The following is an 18819-nucleotide window of genomic DNA, read 5'->3' as shown; positions in this document are numbered from 1 at the left end:
TGATGGAATATCTAAAGACATGAGCGACCAACAACTCGACCCGCAAGCCCTGCAACAGGAAGAAAACTCCCTGATCGCCCTGCGCAAGGAAAAGCTGGCTGCCGAGCGCGCCAAGGGCAACGCCTTCCCGAACGACTTCCGCCGCGAAAACTACTGCGAAGATCTGCAGAAGAAATACGCGGACAAGACCAAGGAAGAGCTGGCAGAGGCTGCAATCCCGGTCAAGGTTGCCGGTCGCATCATGCTCAACCGTGGCTCGTTCATGGTGATCCAGGACATGACCGGTCGCATCCAGGTCTACGTCAACCGTAAAACCCTGTCGGAAGACACTCTGGCCGCGGTGAAAACCTGGGACATGGGCGACATCATTGCTGCCGAAGGTACCCTGGCGCGTTCCGGCAAGGGCGACCTGTACGTTGAAATGACCAGCGTGCGCCTGCTGACCAAGTCGCTGCGTCCGCTGCCGGACAAGCACCACGGCCTGACCGACACTGAGCAACGCTACCGCCAGCGTTACGTTGACCTGATCGTCAACGACGAAGTGCGCCAGACTTTCCGCGTGCGTTCGCAAGTGATCGCGCACATCCGCAGCTTCCTGATGAAGCGTGACTTCCTCGAAGTCGAAACGCCGATGCTGCAGACCATTCCGGGCGGCGCCGCAGCCAAGCCGTTCGAAACCCACCACAACGCGCTGGACATGGAAATGTTCCTGCGTATCGCCCCGGAGCTGTACCTCAAGCGTCTGGTGGTCGGTGGCTTTGAAAAGGTCTTCGAGATCAACCGCAACTTCCGTAACGAAGGCGTTTCGACGCGTCACAACCCAGAATTCACCATGTTGGAGTTCTACCAGGCGTACGCCGACTACGAAGACAACATGGACCTGACCGAAGAACTGTTCCGTGAACTGGCGCAGTTGGTCCTGGGCAGCACCGACGTGCCGTACGGCGACAAGGTGTTCCACTTCGGCGAGCCGTTCGTGCGTCTGTCGGTGTTCGACTCGATCCTCAAGTACAACCCTGAGCTGACTGCCGATGATCTGAACGACATCGACAAGGCCCGCGCTATCGCCAAGAAGGCCGGTGCCAAGGTGCTGGGCTTCGAAGGTCTGGGCAAGCTGCAGGTGATGATTTTCGAAGAACTGGTCGAGCACAAGCTGGAGCAGCCGCACTTCATCACTCAGTACCCGTTCGAAGTGTCGCCGCTGGCCCGTCGTAACGACGACAACCCGAACGTCACTGATCGTTTCGAGCTGTTCATCGGTGGCCGTGAAATCGCCAACGCCTACTCCGAGTTGAACGACGCGGAAGACCAGGCCGAGCGCTTCATGGCGCAGGTGGCCGACAAGGACGCCGGCGACGACGAAGCCATGCACTACGACGCCGACTTCGTTCGCGCGCTGGAGTACGGCATGCCGCCAACGGCCGGTGAAGGCATCGGCATCGACCGTCTGGTGATGTTGCTGACCAACTCGCCGTCGATCCGCGATGTGATCCTGTTCCCGCACATGCGACCGCAAGCGTAAACGTTTCAGTTAAAAAGCCGCCTAAAACAGGCGGCTTTTTATTGCCTGTCTGGTACAAATGTATCAATTGGTTAATTTCGCAATAGCAGAGGAAGTTCTGTCGTGATGGGTGCAATAGCTCAAGAAGGTGCAGCGGGTATCGCCACTGCGGTCGCTGAAAGTGTTCAGTACCAGGGTCGCAAGGCCAGCCGACAGGGCAGTGAGCAGCGTCGACAGGACATTCTCGACGCGGCGATGAGGATTGTCGTGCGCGACGGCGTGCGTGCCGTGCGCCATCGCGCAGTGGCCGCCGAGGCTGGTGTGCCGTTGTCGGCGACGACCTACTACTTCAAGGACATCGATGACCTGCTCACCGATACCTTCGCCCAATACGTTGAACGCAGTGCGGCGTACATGGCCAAGTTGTGGGTCAACAATGAAGGTCTGCTGCGTGACATGGTCGTCAGTGGTGACGGCAGCCCCGAATCGCGTTCGCAACTGGCCGATGACATTGCGCGGTTGATGGCCGACTACGTGCATCGACAATTGGTTAACCGTCGCGAGCATTTGATGGCCGAGCAGGCCTTCCGTCAGGAAGCGCTGCTCAACCCGCGCCTGGCAATTCTGGTGCGTTCCCATCAACAGATTCTGCTGCAGGGCACCTGCCAGTTGTTCCAGGTCTTGGGTTCGCGTGAACCGCAGCAGGATGCCAAGGTGTTGACGGCGATTATCGGACGGATGGAATATCAGGGCCTGCTCAACGACACCGAGCCTTTGGCCGAAGAGGACATGCTCGGCATTCTGACGCGCTACATGCACCTGGTGCTCGCATCGGTCTGAACTGCGCTGATCGTTCCTCACGCTCTGCGTGGGAATGCCGCCCGGGACGCTCCGCGTCCCTTGCCGACATGACGCAGAGCGTCAGTGGATGCATTCCCACGCAGAGCGTGGGAACGATCGATCACCATGAGGGCGGCGAATGTTCACAGGGAGTATTGAATGAAAGCCTGGCGTGGCGTGCTGATCGCCTTGTCGTTCCTGCTGCTCAGCGGCTGTCTGGTGACCTTCAAGGAACCGCTGGCCACTACTGACCCGGCGCCCAAGGGCTTGCTCGGCAAATGGTCGAGCACCAATGCCTGGGGCGAGCCGATGAACCTTGAGCTGACGCGCCTGGGCAACGATCGCTATCAGGCCGTCACGTACTTCAAGGCCAAGCCCCGTGAACGCGAAGCCTATCCGTTCACCGTCTCGCGCCACGGCAGCCGCTGGTACCTGTCGGCGAAAGTCCCGGCGCAGTACGGCGGCCACTACACCATCGCCGGTTTCGAACTCACCGATAAACACGAACTGGTGGTCTATAACCTCGACCTTGAGCAGATCAACCAGGCGATCAAACAAAAAAACCTCGACGGTCAGGCCTTCCAGACCGACGATGGCGACGGTGTGCAAGTCGACAGCAGTCTCGACAAGGTCTTTGCTTACCTCGACGATCCGGCCAATTCCGATGTCTTCGTTGAAGCCGTGCGCTACCAGCGCCAGACCCGCGCCCAATAATTCATTACGTCAGGTTTTCTACAGGAGTTTCGGGTGGACGATTACCAGCAGACGATACGCATGTTGTCCGACCGCATTGTGCTGGCGCAGACACCGATCCGTGTGCTCGACGCGGTCAAGTGGGACGAGAACATCCGCAAGGGCTTCCTCAAGGCCAAAGGCAAGGAAATGCCGGCGGTGGATCGCGACTACTACCTCAATCGGCCACTGAGTTTCGATTCAAGCAAGGTCAAACTGGAATTCCAGAACATCGAGCGTGACATCACCCGCCAGCTCGGCCAGTTCAACCCGGTCGGGCAGATCATGCGGCGCATGTGCAAGGAATACCGCATGGTGGTGCGCATGCTCGAAGCGCGCGGCACCGAGGATTTCGGCCTGATCTCGCAGGAGCTGTACGGCGCCGCCTCCGATGCCTTCCACGCCGGCGACCCGACCCTGGCTGACCTCGGCCTGATGATGTCCGACTATTTGAACAACATCGATGGCCGTGGCGATCTGAAGGATGAGCCAAAAGTCCTCACCGCCAAAGACGCGGTGCATCTGCTGCAGACCCGTCTGAACAAGGTGTTCGGTGAAGCTGAAGAAACCATTCGCGTGTTCGAGTCCGACGGCATCGTCGCTGACGCGGCGGCGGGCGCGGATTACATCAAGATCCGCACCGACGCGATGTTCAACGATCGCGACGTGCGCGCGCTGGAAGTTCACGAAGGCCTGGTGCACGTCGGCACCACGCTCAATGGTCTGAACCAGCCAATCTGCACCTTCCTGTCCAAAGGCCCGCCATCTTCGACGGTGACCCAGGAAGGCCTGGCGATCCTGATGGAGATCATCACCTTTGCTTCCTACCCAAGCCGTCTGCGCAAACTGACCAACCGCACCCGCGCCATTCATATGGTCGAGGAGGGCGCCGACTTCCTGCAGATATTCGAATTCTTCCGCGAGCAGGGCTTCGAAATGGCGGAAAGCTACGGCAACGCCAGTCGTGTTTTCCGTGGATCGACACCGAACGGTCTGCCATTCACCAAAGACTTGTCCTACCTCAAGGGCTTTATCATGGTTTACAACTACATTCAGTTGGCCGTGCGTAAGGGCAAGCTTGAGCAGATCCCGCTGTTGTTCTGCGGCAAGACCACGCTGGAAGACATGCGTACGTTGCGTCAATTGGTGGATGAAGGGTTGGTGGTGCCGCCTAAGTATCTGCCGGAGCAGTTCCGCGACATGAATGCGTTGTCGGCGTGGATGTGTTTCTCCAATTTCCTCAATCATTTGAGCCTGGACCGGATCGAAGCGGATTACTCCAACATCCTCTAGCCCACTACAGACCGATCGTTCCCACGCTCCGCGTGGGAATGCCGCCATGGACGCTCCGCGTCCACTGTGACGCAGAGCGTCACGGGATGCATTCCCACGCAGAGCGTGGGAACGATCTGAACCTGAATTTTTGCGAGGTTTCACCGGATGAGAATCCTCGGCATCATCTGCCTGCTTCTGACCCTCAGCGGTTGCAGCTCTTTGTTGTTCTACCCCGAACCGGGGCAGATGTTCACCCCGGAAAAAGCCAGGCTCGAATACCGCACCGTTACGCTGGTCACGGCGGATGGCCTCAAGCTCAACGCCTGGTGGCTGCCGGCCAAACCCGGCGTCGAGGTCAAAGGCACCGTGCTGCACCTGCACGGTAACGGCGGCAATCTGCCGATGCATCTCGGCGGCAGTTGGTGGTTGCCAAAAAACGGCTATCAGGTGCTGTTGGTGGACTATCGCGGTTATGGCCTGTCCGAGGGCAAGCCGAGTTTGCCGGCGATCTATCAGGACATCGACGCCGCGTTCGCTTGGCTCGACAAGGCGCCGGATGTCAAAGGCAAGCCGCTGATTCTGCTCGGTCAGAGCCTCGGCGGTTCGATGGCCGTGCATTGGCTGGTGCAGCATCCAGAGCGGCAGAAACAGCTCAAGGCCTTGGTGCTCGATGGTGTACCCGCCAGCTATCGCAGCGTCGGCCAATACGCGCTCAGCACCTCGTGGCTGACCTGGCCGTTCCAGGTGCCACTGTCGTGGCTGGTGCCGGACAGTGACAGCGCAATCCATTCGATGCCGCAGCTCAACGGCGTGCCGAAGCTGATCTTTCACAGCATTGACGATCCGCTGGTGCCGCTTTCCAACGGCATCCGCCTGTATCAAGCTGCGCCGCCCCCGCGGGTGCTGCAACTGACCCGTGGCGGCCATGTGCAGACCTTCGGTGATCCGGTGTGGCGCCAGGTGATGCTGCGCTATCTGGACGATCCCGAGCATTTCAACGGCCTGCGCCGCCTCGGCGAAATCCCCAATTACCCGACACCCCCGAATTCTGAAGATGAGAGTCCGCAATGAGTGAAGAACGTAACGCCATCCCGCTGATCATCACCGGTATCTGCAGCATCCTCGGCACCGTCGGGGCGTTGTGGTACTACGGTTACCTGCATTTCGCCAAACCCGAGGATGCGTTGCTGCTCAACGACTTCACCATGCTCAAGACCGTGCCGGGCGAAGACTACAAAGTCTCGCTCGACCCGGCGCCGCAAGTGGCGCAGTGCATCGATGGCGTGCTGGTGTTGTTCGATACCGAGCAGAAAGGCTTGACCGGTGTACTGATCAACGCGCAGAAGAAAGCCGTGCGCTGCATGGGTGAAGAGACCCCGCAAAAACTCCAGCCTTAAAAGCAAAAGATCGCAGCCTTCGGCAGCTCCTACAGGAAACTCATTCCAATGTAGGAGCTGCCGAAGGCTGCGATCTTTTGATCTAAAAAAGCCCCGCGTGACTCAGTCAGGCGGGGCTTTTGCGTTACAGCAGGGCGCTTAGTTCGAGCTGACCGCCGAACGTGGCACAACCGGCTGGTTGTCGTTGGAAATGGTCACTTCCACACGACGGTTCATCGCACGGCCGGAGACGCTGCCGTTCTCGGCAACCGGGTATTCCTTGCCATAACCCTGAGCGACGATGCGCGCGGGATCAACGCCCATTTTCACCAGAGCGGTACGTACGGAATTGGCGCGACGTTCAGACAGAGTCTGGTTGTGGCTCGCAGTACCGGTGCTGTCGGTGTAACCCTCGACGATCACTTTGCGATCCGGGTTTTCCTGAAGGAACTGCGCCAGTTTGTTGATGTTGACCAGACCGCTGGATTTCAGGTCGGCACGGTCGGTGGCGAACAGCACGTCGCCGAAGGTCACCAGCGTACCGCGATCGGTCTGCTTGGCGTTCAGGCTGTCCTGCAGCTGTTTGATCTGCTGATCACGCGCATCCAGACGCGCCTGGGCACGTTGGGCTGCAGCGTTCTTCAGATTGTTTTCAGCGGTGCGCAGGGCGATGGTCTGCTTGGCCACTTCCACGCGCTGGTTGGTCAGGTAGGCCAGTTGGTCGACCTTGGCTGCGTCTTGCTTGTCCAGATAAGCCTTGTCGGCCTTGTCGAGGTAATCACTGGCGTCTTTGGTTTCCAGCGCCGCGACTTTGCTCGCTTGCGGGTTGGCTTGCAGGCCGGCGTAGTTGGTGCGTGCCTGTTCCAGATTCGGGTTAGGTGGAGTCGAGCAGGCAGCCAGAGCGACACTTGCGGCCAGAAGAGCTGGAATCATCAGTTGCTTACGCATAATTTTTCGTCCTTTCTATCGATAAAGTTTCAGCGTTGCCATCGGGATGCGCGCTTACTGCACGGTGCGCTGACTTTCCTGACGCAGTTCCTGAACACCTTTCTGGGAATCCTTCACAGCCTGTTCGGCTTTTGCGGCCTGAGCCTTGCGTTCGGCTACGCGAGCGTCCCACTCGGCTTGCTCGGACAGAGTGCGCGCTTCGTCATACTTCTTGTCATGCATGGCGATTTCGGCTTGTTTCAGTTTGTCCTGCGCCTGCTTCATCTCAACGGCAGCGAATTCGGTACCGCCGGCGCTGACCGCGCTGTTCACTGCCGATTGAGTCACGGCGTATTGCTCGGTCGGTGGGTTACCGGCGCAACCGGCCAGTACGAAGCTGGTGCCGATGGCCAGAGCCGCCAGTTTCAGACCGCGCAGGTGGGTAAACGAGGTTTGGTTTTTCATGGTCTTCAACTCCATTGGGCATCTCCTGAAAACATCTGAATCCATCCTGGTCGAGGAGCCGAAAATGTCGTATCCAAGTGCGTTATTTGAAACGCTCGTTCCAGGCGTGGTTACAGCTTCCGACCGGAGGCGTTTTTCAAAAGTTCAGAAAAGATGGCCTATCGCCAAAATATTTTTTGACCGAATGGACAGGGCTCTAAAGCGGGAACTTTGGCGGGATGGAGCGGTACGCGCGGGGATTTCTAATACCGAAAATACGGCGATTTTAAGGCAGAAATACAATCCCTGTAGGAGTGAGCCTGCTCGCGATGGCGTCGTATCAGACAACAAAAATGTTGAATGAAAAACCACCATCGCGAGCAGGCTCACTCCTACAGTTTGATGTGTGTTGTGTCAGTGTTTTGGCTTGCCTTCAACAGCCGAGAGGTCATGCAAGTGCCGGCGCGACAACGCCAGAAAACGAGGCGTAGGCCCGACATCCTCATACAACGGATCACCTTCCTCATCGGTCGCCACCACCGTCGAACCCTTCACATACGGCAGGCTCGCTTCAAACTCTTCAAGGGCTGCGCCGATCAATTCGCCGAGCAGCTCTTCGGCATGCCGTTTGGGGTACATCTCGGCAATCGCTGCCAGACGCGCAGCGGCTTCAACGTCCAGATGAATCGTGTAGCCAGTGTCGGTCAGGCGACCCTTGGCGTTTTCTTCCCAATGCTGGGCGAGTTCACGAATTTTCATGATGACCTCATTTCGCGCCTGCTCTTGGCAGGCCTGGGTGAGTGTCCGGCAGCGCCGGCGGCAAGCCGTTGTACGGCTTACTGTTGATACTAGCTTTCACCCACAAGGTTTAAAGTCCCTTGGTCGGATGCTTGTAAGAAGCGTCGTAGAGCGGCACTCTCTAGGTCATGCACTCGTTTCTAAGCCGTCCGGATTACTGCTGGGGAATTGCTGATGACCGATATTGATGCACGCTTGCGCGAAGACGTTCACCTGCTCGGAGAGCTGTTGGGCAACACCATTCGAGATCAGTACGGCGAGGCGTTTCTCGACAAGATCGAGCAGATTCGCAAGGGCGCCAAGGCCGACCGGCGTGGCTCGATGGACGCTGAACTGAGCGCCAGCCTCAATCAATTGAGCGAGGACGAATTGCTCCCCGTGGCGCGGGCGTTCAACCAGTTTCTCAACCTGGCGAATATCGCCGAGCAGTATCAGTTGATCCATCGGCGCGAAGAGTCGCAGCCGGCGCCGTTCGAATCCCGCGTGTTGCCGGAATTGCTTGCGCGTTTGCGCAACGAAGGTCACAGCGCCGAGTCGCTGGCACGTCAACTGTCACGGCTGGAAATCGAGCTGGTGCTGACCGCGCACCCCACCGAAGTAGCGCGGCGCACGCTGATCCAGAAGTACGACGCCATCGCCGGGCAACTCGCCGCGCAAGATCATCGCGACCTGACCACAGCCGAACGCGAACAGATCCAGAACACCCTGCAGCGGCTGATCGCCGAAGCCTGGCACACCGAAGAAATCCGCCGCACGCGCCCGACGCCGGTCGATGAAGCCAAGTGGGGTTTCGCGGTGATCGAACATTCGCTGTGGCAAGCGATCCCCAACCATATGCGCAAGGCCGACAAGGCTTTGCATGAAGCGACCGGCCTGCGCTTGCCGTTGGAGGCGGCGCCGATTCGCTTCGCGTCGTGGATGGGCGGCGACCGTGACGGCAACCCCAACGTCACCGCTGCGGTAACCCGCGAAGTGTTGCTGCTGGCGCGCTGGATGGCCGCCGATTTGTACCTGCGTGATGTCGATCATTTGGCTGCCGAGTTGTCGATGCAGCAAGCCAGCGATGCGTTGAAAGCCAAGGCTGGCGACAGCGCCGAACCGTATCGCGCGGTGCTCAAACAACTGCGTGAACGCCTGCGTGCGACGCGCAACTGGGCACATGCTGCGCTGACCGCTCCAACGCCTGCGCCGGCTGATGTGCTGCACAACAACCGCGATCTGCTCGATCCGCTGGAGCTGTGCTTCAACTCGCTGCACGAATGCGGCATGGGCGTGATCGCCGACGGCCCGCTGCTCGATTGCCTGCGTCGGGCGGTGACCTTCGGCTTGTTCCTCGTGCGTCTCGATGTACGCCAGGATTCGTCGCGACACAGCTCGGCGATGACCGAAATCACCGATTACCTCGGTCTCGGTCGCTATGAAGATTGGGATGAAGAACAGCGCATCACTTTCCTGACCCGCGAACTGAGCAATCGTCGGCCTTTGCTGCCAGCGCATTTCAAGCCATCAGCCGACACTGCAGAAGTGCTCGACACCTGCAAGGAAATCGCCGCCGCACCGGGTGCATCGCTCGGTTCCTACGTGATCTCCATGGCTGGCGCCGCTTCCGATGTGCTCGCCGTGCAACTGCTGCTCAAAGAGTCCGGCGTGTTGCGGCCGATGCGTGTGGTGCCGCTGTTCGAAACCCTCGCCGACCTCGACAATGCCGGGCCGGTGATGGAGCGGCTGTTGCTGCTGCCGGGCTACCGCGCACGGCTGCAAGGCCCGCAGGAAGTGATGATCGGCTACTCCGACTCGGCCAAGGACGCCGGCACCACGGCGGCGGCCTGGGCGCAATACCGTGCGCAGGAACGCCTGGTGGAGATCTGTCGCGAACAGCAAGTTGAATTGCTGTTGTTCCACGGTCGCGGCGGCACCGTCGGACGGGGCGGTGGCCCGGCGCATGCGGCGATTCTGTCGCAGCCGCCGGGATCGGTGGCGGGGCGTTTCCGCACCACCGAGCAGGGGGAAATGATTCGATTCAAATTCGGCCTGCCGGACATCGCCGAGCAAAACCTCAATCTGTATCTGGCGGCGGTGCTTGAAGCAACGCTGCTGCCACCACCGCCACCGACCCCTGAATGGCGCCATTTGATGGACGAATTGGCGGCTGACGGTGTCAGTGCTTACCGTCAGGTGGTGCGGGAAAATCCGCAGTTCGTCGAGTATTTCCGCCAGTCCACACCGGAGCAGGAACTGGGACGTTTACCGCTCGGCAGTCGTCCGGCCAAACGCCGTGCCGGTGGCATCGAAAGCCTGCGGGCGATCCCGTGGATCTTCGGCTGGACACAAACGCGCTTGATGTTGCCAGCGTGGCTCGGTTGGGAATCTGCGTTGAGCAAGGCGCTGGAGCGCGGCGAAGGCGAGTTGCTCGGGCAGATGCGCGAGCAGTGGCCGGTCTTCCGCACCCGTATTGATATGCTCGAAATGGTGCTGGCCAAGGCCGACGCCGACATTGCGTTGTCCTACGATCAGCGTCTGGTCGAGCCGGATCTGCTGCCGTTGGGCGCGCAGTTACGCGACCTATTGTCGCAGGCGTGCGCGGTAGTGCTCGGCCTGACCGGTCAGTCGCAGCTGCTGGCGCATAGCCCGGACACCCTCGAATTCATCCGTCTGCGCAACACTTACCTCGACCCGCTACATCTATTGCAGGCCGAGTTGCTGGCCCGTTCGCGGCAACAGGATGTCGAGCAGGGCAGCCCGGTGGAACAGGCGTTGCTGGTGTCTGTGGCGGGGATTGCCGCCGGTTTGCGCAATACCGGCTAAGGTTTTTGGCGTGGCGCGCGGCACCGGCAACATGCATCGGTTGCCGCTTGGCCTGACAGGCGAAAGTGCCGTCAGGCGACAGTTAATGATGGGGTTGCGACTTGGGTTACCGCGTCGCAAGGTCGCGGGGGCCGTCGGTTTCTCCGACTTTTGGCGTCTTGTGTGGGCGCAGCCTGCTGTGTATCTTGATCAGCCTTTGGCCGTTTCTGCGGCCACGACCCGTATTTTCAGGATTCGTCCCAAGAGGCGAATCCTTTGTTTTGTAAAAGCTTTTTATAAAAAAATTGAGGAGCACATCTAATGCGCGTCATTCTGCTGGGAGCTCCCGGGGCCGGTAAAGGTACTCAGGCAAAGTTCATCACCGAAAAATTCGGCATTCCACAAATTTCCACTGGCGACATGCTGCGTGCAGCGGTCAAGGCCGGTACTCCGCTGGGCGTGCAAGCCAAGAGCATCATGGATGCCGGCGGCCTGGTGTCGGATGACCTGATCATCGCACTGGTTCAGGACCGTATCGCTCAGCCAGACTGCGCCAACGGCTTCCTGTTCGACGGCTTCCCGCGCACCATTCCGCAGGCTGAAGCACTGGTCACTGCCGGCGTTGAGCTGGATGCAGTGGTTGAGATCGCTGTTGAAGACGAAGAAATCGTTCAACGCATCGCCGGCCGTCGTGTTCACGAAGCCAGCGGCCGCGTTTACCACATCGTCTACAACCCGCCGAAAATCGCCGGCAAAGACGACATCACCGGCGAAGAGCTGGTACAGCGCAAGGACGACACAGAAGAAACCGTGCGTCATCGCCTGTCGGTCTACCACTCGCAGACCAAGCCGCTGGTGGAGTTCTACCAGAGCCTGTCCGCCAAGAACGCTGGCAAGCCGAAGTACAGCCACATTCCGGGCGTTGGTTCGGTTGATGCGATCACCGCCAAGGTGCTGGCCGCGCTGAGCTGAAAAGTCTGATCGGCTGCATCATCCACGGCCCGCTTGCGGGCCGTAGTTGTTTATACTGACGCACTTTTTCCCACCCCTGTTTTGGAAACATCGATGAGCACCTTGCTGGCCCTGGACACCGCGACTGAAGCTTGCTCCGTTGCCTTGCTGCATGACGGCAAGGTCACGAGCCATTACGAGGTGATCCCGCGCCTGCACGCGCAGAAGCTGCTGCCGATGATCCAGCAATTGCTGGCCGACGCTGGCACGACGTTGCAAGCGGTCGACGCGATTGCCTTCGGTCGCGGGCCTGGCGCGTTTACCGGCGTGCGGATTGCCATTGGTGTGGTGCAGGGGCTGGCGTTTGCGCTGGAGCGCCCGGTGTTGCCGGTGTCCAACCTGGCGGTGCTGGCGCAGCGGGCGTTGCGTGAGCATGGCGTGAGCCAGGTCGCGGCGGCCATCGATGCACGGATGGATGAAGTGTATTGGGGCTGCTATCGCGAGACCGCAGGGGAGATGCGTCTTGTGGGTGCCGAAGCGGTGTTGCCGCCGGAAGCGGCGGCGTTGCCAGCGGATGCCAGTGGCGAGTGGTTCGGTGCCGGCACCGGTTGGGGTTATGCCGAGCGCATCGCCGTCCAACTGACCGGCTCCGACGCCGGCATGCTGCCGCACGCCGAAGACCTGTTGACCCTGGCGCGCTTCGCCTGGGAACGCGGCGAATCGATCCCGGCGGATGATGCGCAACCGGTTTACCTGCGCGACAAAGTCGCCACCCCCAAAGCTCGCTGAGCCTTTAAAAGATCGCAGCCTGCGGCAGCTCCTACACAGGTACACATGTCGGAGCTGCCGCAGGCTGCGATCTTTTGATTTTCAAAACACCAATCGTCAGTTTCCACCCTCCGGTTTTAAACCTTTTGCGCTTTATGTGTTCTAGTTATCACTCGGCGATTTGCTAAGTCGGTCAGGTGCCGCTAAATTGCCATCATCGATACCGAGCATGAAATTATGCGTATAGACGGCCTTTCCTCTCAGTCTTACCCCATCAAGCGCAAGCCTCGCAAAGGCAATGCGGCGCTGGATGAATCCGTCGACGATATCGATGGCGAGCTGGAATTCCCGACTGAAGAGCAAATGGCCGCCCGTGCTGCCAAAGCCTCCGCACAACGCCTCGCCAATCTGCCTGCCCGTCAGCAAGACATGATCTACCACCGTGCGATGAAAAAGAGCGTAGCCATGGCCCTCGCCAGCTACCTGAGTACCGCCGGTTTTGTCGATTGGGATGCGGACGTGCTGGGCCTTGATCTGTACATCTGATGGATCTGCCTTACTACCTCGGTTGTCCGTCCTGGAGCGAAAACGCCTGGCGCGAGTATCTGTACCCGGTAGACGCCAAGACCTCTGACTTCCTCGGTCTTTATGCGCAAGTATTCAACGCTGTCGAAGGCAACACGACTTTCTACGCCAGCCCGTCGCCCGCTACCGTGCAGCGTTGGGCTGAGGTCATGCCCGAACACTTTCGTTTCACCGCCAAATTCCCCGGCGACATCAGCCACAGTGGCGACCTGCGCGATCAACTGACCGCCGCCGAAACCTTTCTGCAATTACTCAAGCCACTCGGTCAGCGTGTTTCGCCGCTGTGGCTGCAGTTGTCGAAAAGTTTCACGCCGCATCGGCTGCCCGAACTGGCTGCGTTCATCGATGCGCTGGATTGCCCACTGGCGGTGGAAGTACGGCATGAACAGCTCTTCGCCAAAGGGGAGAGCGAACGCTTGCTCAATCGGCTGTTGCTGGATCGTGGTGTCGAGCGAATTTGCCTCGACCCGCGGGCATTGTTCAGCTGCCTGTCGACCGAGTCTTCGGTGATCCACGCGCAATCGAAAAAGCCCCGAGTGCCGACGCGTCCGGCGGCGTTCACGCAATGGCCGCAAGTGCGCTTCATCGGCCATCCCGAGCTTGAAGCCAACGACACTTTCCTCGTGCCATGGGTGGCGAAAATCGCCGAGTGGATCGAGGAGGGGCGCACGCCTTACATCTTCCTGCACACCGCCGACAACCTGTTGGCGGCCAAGCTGGCGCAACGTTTTCACGCAAAATTGATGCAACGTTTGCCTGGCTTGCCTGCGCTGCCTGAGCTATACAGAGAACCCGCCGCCGAGCAACTTGGCCTGCTCTGAGGCGGTTTTTTTTCCTGCCCCGGAGCCTGCCGATGGACGCGCAAACCGTTAGAGCCCACGCCTTCAAAGCGCTGCATGAGCGTCCGGAGATTTTCGTCATCCCCAATCCCTGGGATGCGGGCTCGGCGAAGATGCTCGCCAGCCTCGGCTATCAGGCCTTGGCGACGACCAGCGCCGGTTATGCGTTTTCCCAGGGCAAGGCCGATGGTGCGTTGAGTCTGGATGAGACTCTGGACAATGTCCGCGCGATTGTCGCTGCGACCGATTTGCCGGTGGCTGTGGATCTGGAAAACGGCTTTTCTGATGACCCGACCGAGTCCGCGAAAAGCTTGTTGCGTGCCGCCGAAGCGGGCGCGGTTGGTGGTTCGATCGAAGACGCGACGGGACGCCCGGATGCGCCGATCTATTGCTTCGAACATGCCGTGGCGCGCATCGAAGCCGCCGTCGCCGCCGTGCGCACGTTGCCATTCCCCTTCATCCTGACGGCACGCGCGGAAAACTATCTGCACGGCAATCCCGATATCAACGACACCATCCGCCGCTTGCAGGCTTTCGCCGAGGCTGGCGCCGATGTGCTGTACGCGCCGGGTTTGCGCAGCGCCGAAGAAGTGTTGGCGGTGGTGCGTGCGGTTGCGCCGAAACCGGTGAATGTGTTGATGTCCGGCGGCTTGAAGCTGACCGTGCAGGAGCTGGCAGAAATGGGCGTGCGCCGCATCAGCACCGGATCGGCACTGGCGCTGGCGGCGTTCGGTGAATTCTTCCGCGCCGCTGAAGAAATCCAGCACTCCGGCACGTTCGGCTTTACCTCGCAGTCGATGCCGTACGCCAAGGCCAATCAGTTTTTCAAAGGCTGAGCATGGGGCGATGGATTTTCTGGCTGGTGCTGCTGATGATTGGCGGCGCTGCGGTCAGTGTCTGGCGCGGTTGGCTCGAGGTCCCGTCGCAATGGAATCCTTGGGCGCCACTGGACGTCAAAGCCGCGCCCAACTGGCTGACCGGCTACAAGCTGATGCGCTTGCGCAGTGACCCTGAACTCTGCGCCCAGGCATTGAGCAGCTCTGACCTTCGCGTTACGCAACAATCCGCCAGCCCGGGTGCCAAGTGCCCGCTGATCGGCGCCTTGCGCGTGCAGGGCGGTGAGGTGGCGCTGAGCAGCAGTTTCCTCGCCAGTTGTCCGTTGGCGGTGGCCTACGCGATGTTCGAACACCACACCCTGCAACCCGCCGCACAATCTGTTTACGGGCAGAAGGTCGCGCGTGTCGATCATCTTGGCAGCTTCGCTTGTCGCAACGTCTACAACCGCGAAAGCGGGGCGCTAAGCCGCCACGCCAGCGCCGATGCGCTGGATATTGCCGGGTTTCGTCTGGCCGACGGGCGCAGCATCAGCGTACTCAAGGACTGGCCGAAGCAAAATCAGGACGCGCAGTTTTTGCGCAAGGTGCGTGACGGCGCCTGCGATGCGTTCAGTGTGGTCTTGAGTCCGGATTACAACGCCGCCCATCGCAATCACTTTCATGTCGATGTCGGACGCTGGAGCGTGTGTCGCTGAAGGTTAAGCGGCGAGGCGCAGGTTCTGCAGAACGATCGGACGAGCCCAGCCGTTATCGAAGTCCAGAGCTTTCTGTTGCTCGACGATTTCTTCCGCAGGGAACGGCGGGGAAAGCTTTTTCAGCAGATCCAGATCGAAAACGGCCATCGGCAGGGACAGGGGGTTCTTCTGCGGCGCAGGGCCGGGCTCTGGGGGCGGGTGACCATTGTTGATCACGACAGGACGAACCCAGCTGCTGTCGAAATCCTGTTGCTCTTGCTGAGCTTTGAGTTCTTCAGGCGCAAACGCCGGGAACGGCTTGTCCAGCAGTTCCATTTCGAATTCGGCGATCGGCAGGGACAGCGGCTCTGGCGGGCGTACTTCGGTCTCGACCACATCGCATTCGCGCTGGCTGACGATATGCGCGTGCCGCTCGCTGCCGACGGTCGGTTCTTCCGGGCTGTTCAGGTCAACCGGGGGAAATGGGCCGCAGGCTGGCGCCACTTCACTCGACTGTTCAGCCCGCGCCTGGGCGAAGAAATCCTGCCACAGGTGACTGACGCCGCTCAGTGCTTGAGTGTTTTGACGGCTAAAGTCGCCATGGGGCGAGATGTAGCCAATCGATGTGGGAAGAATGCCTGACATTTTTTTCGGTTGACGCTCAGCTCTGGCAAAATGCGCGTTGAATGAGTTATCGGCGGTTTTTGCCGCTCCTTGAATTTTTGAGCGTGTTTTCCATGATTGAGCAACCCGCGGCCTGCCGCATCCATGTTCAGGCCCTCGGCCCGACGTTTGAAGCGCAAGCCGAACAGTGGGCCGAGCGTCTCGGCTTGCCGCTGCAAGTCGCGGACGGCGAGTTTGCCTTGCAGGTCGGCGAGCAGGGTTTGCAGCTGCAACAGCTCGGCCCGGATGCACCTGGGCCGGTGCGCGTTGACTTCGTTGAAGGCGGCGCGGCGCATCGGCGTTTGTACGGTGGCGGCAGCGGGCAGATGATCGCCAAGGCTGTCGGCATTGCCCAAGGCGTGCGCCCACGCGTGCTGGATGCCACGGCGGGGCCGGGCAAGGGTGCGTTTGTGCTGGCGAGCCTGGGTTGCGAGATGAGCCTGATCGAGCGCCAGCCGCTGATTGGCGCCTTGCTGGAAGATGGTCTGGCGCGCGGCGCGGAAGATTTCGATGTCGCGCCGATCGTGGCGCGGATGAAATTGCTCAAGGGCAATTCCATTGAGGTCATGCAGAACTGGGAGGGTGAACCGCCGCAGGTGATCTACCTCGACCCGATGTTTCCGCACCGGGAGAAGACTGCGCTGGTGAAGAAGGAAATGCGCCTGTTCCGGCCGTTAGTGGGTGATGATCCGGATGCGCCGGCGCTGCTCGAAGCCGCGTTGGCGCTGGCGACGCACCGGGTGGTGGTCAAGCGACCGCGCAAGGCACCGTGTATTGCGGGGCCGAAGCCGAGTCATGCGCTGGATGGCAAATCCAGTCGATACGATATCTACCCGAAGAAAGCGCTCAAGGTTTGATACCGAGTCGCGCTCATCGCTGGCAAGCCAGCTCCCACAGGGTTTGGTGGTGTGTACACGATTTGTGATCACACCCAAATCCTTGTGGGAGCTGGCTTGCCAGCGATGGCGTCAGTGCCGACACCGCAGAAATCAAGGCCGATAGGCGCGCATAAACAACGCTACAACTTCCTGCACATGGCTTTCCGCTGCCTCTTCAGTCAACGGCTCCCCACACCCATACAACAGCCGAAAATTCCCCGCGCCCTTGATCAGGCAAAAGAAATGCTCGGCTGCATTGCGCGGCAGGTCGATGCTCAGCACGCCGCTGTCATGGATCTGCGTCAGCAACCGCTCCATGCCCTGCACCATGCGCTGCGGCCCCGCCTCGAAGAAGATCAGCGACAGTTTCGGATCCTGAACCCCCAACGCCATGATCAAACGGTGCAGATTCACCGACTCATCGCTGTTGATCAGTTGATGAAAGCCTCGGGCAATGTTCAGCAACACATTTTCCACGGCAATGCCTTCGGGCAATTCGAAGAACAGCGGCGGTAACTGCTCCTCGCATTTGGCCACCACGGCGGCGGAGAACAGCGTCTCCTTGTCGTTGAAATGGCTGTAGACCGTCAGCTTCGACACGCCGGCTTCGCTGGCGACCGCGTCCATGCTGGTGTTGGCATAGCCATGACTCAGAAACAGAATTTTCGCCGCCTCGAGGATCGCCTGGCGCTTGGCCAGATCCTTGGGGCGGCCCGGACCGTTTGGAGCTGAAAGATTGTTCGACATTCTTCGCTTTTAATACTGGACTGGTGAGTTTGCTATTAATAACATACCCGCCAGTATAATTATTCCAAGCACCATTAGCGAAAGGTCCGTCACCATGTTCCGCCATGCGTTGTCCCTCGCGTTGCCAGTAAGTCTGGCGTTCCTTTTGTCAGCGTGTGGTCAGGAAGAGGCGACGCAAGTCACCGTGCGACCGGCCATGGTGGTGCAGCCAGAGCCTTCGGCGCAGGCGATGGAAAGTTATCCGGGCGAAGTGCGTGCCCGTTACGAACCCGATCTGGCTTTCCGCATTGGCGGCAAAGTCAGCCGACGACTGGTCGATGAAGGTCAGCGTGTAAAGGCCGATCAACCGCTCGCCGAACTCGACCCGCAGGATGTGCGCCTGCAACTGGAAGCCACCCGCGCCCAGGTCGCTGCCGCCGAAGCCAATCTCAATCTGGTGCGTACCGAGCGTGATCGCTACAAGACCCTGATGGATCGGCAGATGGTCAGCCGCTCGGCCTACGACAATGCCGAAAACCTTTACCGCTCCGGTGAAGCCCGTCTCAAACAAATCAAAGCTGAATTCAACGTTTCGACCAATCAGGCCAGTTACGCGGTGCTGCGTGCGCCGCAGGATGGCGTGGTGGCCAAGCGCTCGGTCGAGGTTGGACAGGTCGTCGCCGCCGGGCAAACCGTGTTTACCCTCGCCACCGATGGCGAGCGCGAAGTGCTGATCAGCCTGCCGGAGCAGAGCTTCGGCCGCTTCAAGGTCGGTCAGCCGGTGACAGTCGAATTGTGGACCCAGCAAAACCAGCGCTTCGCCGGGAAGATCCGCGAATTGTCGCCCGCTGCCGATCCACGCTCACGCACCTTTGCGGCGCGTATTTCCTTCACCGGCGGCAAAGTCCCGGCCGAACTGGGCCAGAGCGCTCGTGTGTTTGTGCAATCGGCTGACAGCGTTTCCCTGTCGGTGCCGCTCTCGGCACTCACCGCGGAAAACGGTGCAACCTACGTCTGGGTCGTCAACGGCAACAACACCCTGAAGAAAACCCCGGTGCGCATCGGCCCGTTCGGTGAGAAAAGCGTGCCGGTGCTCGAAGGTTTGAACGCCAGTGACTGGGTGGTAGCCGCGGGCGTGCATGTGTTGCTCGAAGGGCAGCAGGTGCGTCCGGTGGATCGCTCCAACCGTGTGGTCAATCTGGCGGACAAGGAGTAAGCCCCG

At 59.9% G+C, this 18819-nt stretch carries 22 protein-coding genes; 17 read left to right on the top strand and 5 right to left on the bottom strand.

All coding sequences use genetic code 11. The annotated features are described in order from the left end of the window. Positions 1 to 19 precede the first annotated feature (19 nt). From lysS to AK821_RS28530, 6 genes are all read left to right on the top strand, one after another. Positions 20 to 1522: a lysine--tRNA ligase gene (gene lysS / locus AK821_RS28555; RefSeq protein ID WP_064120555.1), complete on the top strand. Its 1503-nt coding sequence runs from the start codon at positions 20 to 22 to the stop codon at positions 1520 to 1522. A 105-nt stretch (positions 1523 to 1627) separates the two neighbouring features. Beyond that, positions 1628 to 2341 (top strand): TetR/AcrR family transcriptional regulator, encoded by a 714-nt coding sequence (locus AK821_RS28550; protein ID WP_064393225.1) that lies wholly within the window; start codon positions 1628 to 1630, stop codon positions 2339 to 2341. A gap of 159 nt (positions 2342 to 2500) precedes the next feature. Continuing rightward, the gene (locus AK821_RS28545) at positions 2501 to 3055 is read left to right on the top strand and encodes a hypothetical protein (protein ID WP_064393224.1); all 555 of its coding nucleotides are present in this window, start codon (positions 2501 to 2503) and stop codon (positions 3053 to 3055) included. A 60-nt stretch (positions 3056 to 3115) separates the two neighbouring features. Next, positions 3116 to 4366: a flavohemoglobin expression-modulating QEGLA motif protein gene (locus AK821_RS28540; protein ID WP_177330993.1), complete on the top strand. Its 1251-nt coding sequence runs from the start codon at positions 3116 to 3118 to the stop codon at positions 4364 to 4366. A 147-nt stretch (positions 4367 to 4513) separates the two neighbouring features. After that, positions 4514 to 5419, top strand: a complete 906-nt coding sequence (locus AK821_RS28535) for an alpha/beta hydrolase (RefSeq protein WP_064393222.1) — start codon at positions 4514 to 4516, stop codon at positions 5417 to 5419. Beyond that, positions 5416 to 5745: a hypothetical protein gene (locus tag AK821_RS28530; RefSeq protein ID WP_064393221.1), complete on the top strand. Its 330-nt coding sequence runs from the start codon at positions 5416 to 5418 to the stop codon at positions 5743 to 5745. Before AK821_RS28535 ends, AK821_RS28530 begins: the two co-directional genes overlap by 4 nt. A 138-nt stretch (positions 5746 to 5883) precedes the next feature. Here AK821_RS28530 and AK821_RS28525 read toward each other — a convergent pair whose 3' ends face one another. Together AK821_RS28525 and AK821_RS28520 are read right to left on the bottom strand one after the other, a co-directional pair. Beyond that, positions 5884 to 6672 carry an OmpA family protein gene (locus AK821_RS28525; protein ID WP_064393220.1) on the bottom strand — a complete coding sequence of 263 codons (789 nt, stop codon included), beginning with the start codon at positions 6670 to 6672 and terminating at the stop codon, positions 5884 to 5886. A 54-nt stretch (positions 6673 to 6726) separates the two neighbouring features. Further along, entirely contained in the window at positions 6727 to 7131 is a 405-nt protein-coding gene (locus tag AK821_RS28520; RefSeq protein ID WP_034154861.1) for a DUF4398 domain-containing protein, read from the bottom strand. Between AK821_RS28520 and AK821_RS30845 the strand changes: the two genes are divergently transcribed. Then, entirely contained in the window at positions 7115 to 7459 is a 345-nt protein-coding gene (locus tag AK821_RS30845; RefSeq protein WP_162531855.1) for a hypothetical protein, read from the top strand. The genes AK821_RS28520 and AK821_RS30845 overlap by 17 nt on opposite strands. Positions 7460 to 7509: 50 nt before the next feature. On the opposite strand, the gene AK821_RS28515 is transcribed toward AK821_RS30845, so the two are convergent. Continuing rightward, positions 7510 to 7854 (bottom strand): hypothetical protein, encoded by a 345-nt coding sequence (locus AK821_RS28515; RefSeq protein ID WP_064393219.1) that lies wholly within the window; start codon positions 7852 to 7854, stop codon positions 7510 to 7512. Between the two features lie 213 nt (positions 7855 to 8067). Between AK821_RS28515 and ppc the strand changes: the two genes are divergently transcribed. The 8 genes from ppc (at position 8068) to AK821_RS28475 (ending at position 15351) form a co-directional block, all read left to right on the top strand. Continuing rightward, a complete protein-coding gene (gene ppc, locus AK821_RS28510; protein WP_064393218.1) occupies positions 8068 to 10698 on the top strand; it encodes a phosphoenolpyruvate carboxylase in 2631 nt (876 codons plus the stop codon). Between the two features lie 10 nt (positions 10699 to 10708). Beyond that, positions 10709 to 10999: a hypothetical protein gene (locus tag AK821_RS28505; protein WP_146117544.1), complete on the top strand. Its 291-nt coding sequence runs from the start codon at positions 10709 to 10711 to the stop codon at positions 10997 to 10999. Further along, the gene (gene adk / locus AK821_RS28500; protein WP_008078383.1) at positions 10999 to 11649 is read left to right on the top strand and encodes an adenylate kinase; all 651 of its coding nucleotides are present in this window, start codon (positions 10999 to 11001) and stop codon (positions 11647 to 11649) included. Before AK821_RS28505 ends, adk begins: the two co-directional genes overlap by 1 nt. 93 nt (positions 11650 to 11742) lie before the next feature. Further along, positions 11743 to 12417 carry a tRNA (adenosine(37)-N6)-threonylcarbamoyltransferase complex dimerization subunit type 1 TsaB gene (gene tsaB, locus AK821_RS28495; protein ID WP_064393216.1) on the top strand — a complete coding sequence of 225 codons (675 nt, stop codon included), beginning with the start codon at positions 11743 to 11745 and terminating at the stop codon, positions 12415 to 12417. A 216-nt stretch (positions 12418 to 12633) separates the two neighbouring features. Further along, a complete protein-coding gene (locus tag AK821_RS28490; protein ID WP_064393215.1) occupies positions 12634 to 12942 on the top strand; it encodes a hypothetical protein in 309 nt (102 codons plus the stop codon). Then, on the top strand, positions 12942 to 13802 hold the full coding sequence (locus AK821_RS28485) for a DUF72 domain-containing protein (protein WP_064393214.1): 861 nt from the start codon (positions 12942 to 12944) through the stop codon (positions 13800 to 13802). Before AK821_RS28490 ends, AK821_RS28485 begins: the two co-directional genes overlap by 1 nt. Before the next feature lie 32 nt (positions 13803 to 13834). Beyond that, complete coding sequence (locus AK821_RS28480; RefSeq protein WP_064393213.1) at positions 13835 to 14656, top strand: isocitrate lyase/PEP mutase family protein; 822 nt, start codon at positions 13835 to 13837, stop codon at positions 14654 to 14656. Between the two features lie 2 nt (positions 14657 to 14658). After that, positions 14659 to 15351 (top strand): extensin-like domain-containing protein, encoded by a 693-nt coding sequence (locus AK821_RS28475; protein WP_064393212.1) that lies wholly within the window; start codon positions 14659 to 14661, stop codon positions 15349 to 15351. A 3-nt stretch (positions 15352 to 15354) separates the two neighbouring features. On the opposite strand, the gene AK821_RS28470 is transcribed toward AK821_RS28475, so the two are convergent. Continuing rightward, positions 15355 to 15975 carry a hypothetical protein gene (locus tag AK821_RS28470; protein WP_064393211.1) on the bottom strand — a complete coding sequence of 207 codons (621 nt, stop codon included), beginning with the start codon at positions 15973 to 15975 and terminating at the stop codon, positions 15355 to 15357. A gap of 92 nt (positions 15976 to 16067) precedes the next feature. Between AK821_RS28470 and AK821_RS28465 the strand changes: the two genes are divergently transcribed. After that, complete coding sequence (locus AK821_RS28465; RefSeq protein WP_064393326.1) at positions 16068 to 16850, top strand: class I SAM-dependent methyltransferase; 783 nt, start codon at positions 16068 to 16070, stop codon at positions 16848 to 16850. A 132-nt stretch (positions 16851 to 16982) separates the two neighbouring features. Here the strand turns inward: AK821_RS28465 and AK821_RS28460 are convergent, their stop codons facing one another. After that, positions 16983 to 17618, bottom strand: a complete 636-nt coding sequence (locus AK821_RS28460) for a TetR/AcrR family transcriptional regulator (protein ID WP_064393210.1) — start codon at positions 17616 to 17618, stop codon at positions 16983 to 16985. A 94-nt stretch (positions 17619 to 17712) separates the two neighbouring features. Between AK821_RS28460 and AK821_RS28455 the strand changes: the two genes are divergently transcribed. Next, entirely contained in the window at positions 17713 to 18813 is a 1101-nt protein-coding gene (locus tag AK821_RS28455) for an efflux RND transporter periplasmic adaptor subunit (protein ID WP_064393209.1), read from the top strand. Positions 18814 to 18819 lie beyond the last annotated feature (6 nt).

The organism is Pseudomonas sp. RIT-PI-r (assembly GCF_001297015.1).
Lineage (GTDB): Bacteria > Pseudomonadota > Gammaproteobacteria > Pseudomonadales > Pseudomonadaceae > Aquipseudomonas.
This window is presented reverse-complemented; position numbering and strand designations above follow the sequence as displayed.

Coding starts and splice junctions, on each gene's coding strand:
- lysS (WP_064120555.1), top strand. CDS start 20: ATGAGCGACCAACAACTCGACCCGCAAGCCCTGCAACAGGAAGAAAAC.
- AK821_RS28550 (WP_064393225.1), top strand. CDS start 1,628: ATGGGTGCAATAGCTCAAGAAGGTGCAGCGGGTATCGCCACTGCGGTC.
- AK821_RS28545 (WP_064393224.1), top strand. CDS start 2,501: ATGAAAGCCTGGCGTGGCGTGCTGATCGCCTTGTCGTTCCTGCTGCTC.
- AK821_RS28540 (WP_177330993.1), top strand. CDS start 3,116: ATGTTGTCCGACCGCATTGTGCTGGCGCAGACACCGATCCGTGTGCTC.
- AK821_RS28535 (WP_064393222.1), top strand. CDS start 4,514: ATGAGAATCCTCGGCATCATCTGCCTGCTTCTGACCCTCAGCGGTTGC.
- AK821_RS28530 (WP_064393221.1), top strand. CDS start 5,416: ATGAGTGAAGAACGTAACGCCATCCCGCTGATCATCACCGGTATCTGC.
- AK821_RS28525 (WP_064393220.1), bottom strand. CDS start 6,672: ATGCGTAAGCAACTGATGATTCCAGCTCTTCTGGCCGCAAGTGTCGCT.
- AK821_RS30845 (WP_162531855.1), top strand. CDS start 7,115: ATGGTCTTCAACTCCATTGGGCATCTCCTGAAAACATCTGAATCCATC.
- AK821_RS28520 (WP_034154861.1), bottom strand. CDS start 7,131: ATGGAGTTGAAGACCATGAAAAACCAAACCTCGTTTACCCACCTGCGC.
- AK821_RS28515 (WP_064393219.1), bottom strand. CDS start 7,854: ATGAAAATTCGTGAACTCGCCCAGCATTGGGAAGAAAACGCCAAGGGT.
- ppc (WP_064393218.1), top strand. CDS start 8,068: ATGACCGATATTGATGCACGCTTGCGCGAAGACGTTCACCTGCTCGGA.
- adk (WP_008078383.1), top strand. CDS start 10,999: ATGCGCGTCATTCTGCTGGGAGCTCCCGGGGCCGGTAAAGGTACTCAG.
- tsaB (WP_064393216.1), top strand. CDS start 11,743: ATGAGCACCTTGCTGGCCCTGGACACCGCGACTGAAGCTTGCTCCGTT.
- AK821_RS28490 (WP_064393215.1), top strand. CDS start 12,634: ATGCGTATAGACGGCCTTTCCTCTCAGTCTTACCCCATCAAGCGCAAG.
- AK821_RS28485 (WP_064393214.1), top strand. CDS start 12,942: ATGGATCTGCCTTACTACCTCGGTTGTCCGTCCTGGAGCGAAAACGCC.
- AK821_RS28480 (WP_064393213.1), top strand. CDS start 13,835: ATGGACGCGCAAACCGTTAGAGCCCACGCCTTCAAAGCGCTGCATGAG.
- AK821_RS28475 (WP_064393212.1), top strand. CDS start 14,659: ATGGGGCGATGGATTTTCTGGCTGGTGCTGCTGATGATTGGCGGCGCT.
- AK821_RS28470 (WP_064393211.1), bottom strand. CDS start 15,975: ATGTCAGGCATTCTTCCCACATCGATTGGCTACATCTCGCCCCATGGC.
- AK821_RS28465 (WP_064393326.1), top strand. CDS start 16,068: ATGATTGAGCAACCCGCGGCCTGCCGCATCCATGTTCAGGCCCTCGGC.
- AK821_RS28460 (WP_064393210.1), bottom strand. CDS start 17,618: ATGTCGAACAATCTTTCAGCTCCAAACGGTCCGGGCCGCCCCAAGGAT.
- AK821_RS28455 (WP_064393209.1), top strand. CDS start 17,713: ATGTTCCGCCATGCGTTGTCCCTCGCGTTGCCAGTAAGTCTGGCGTTC.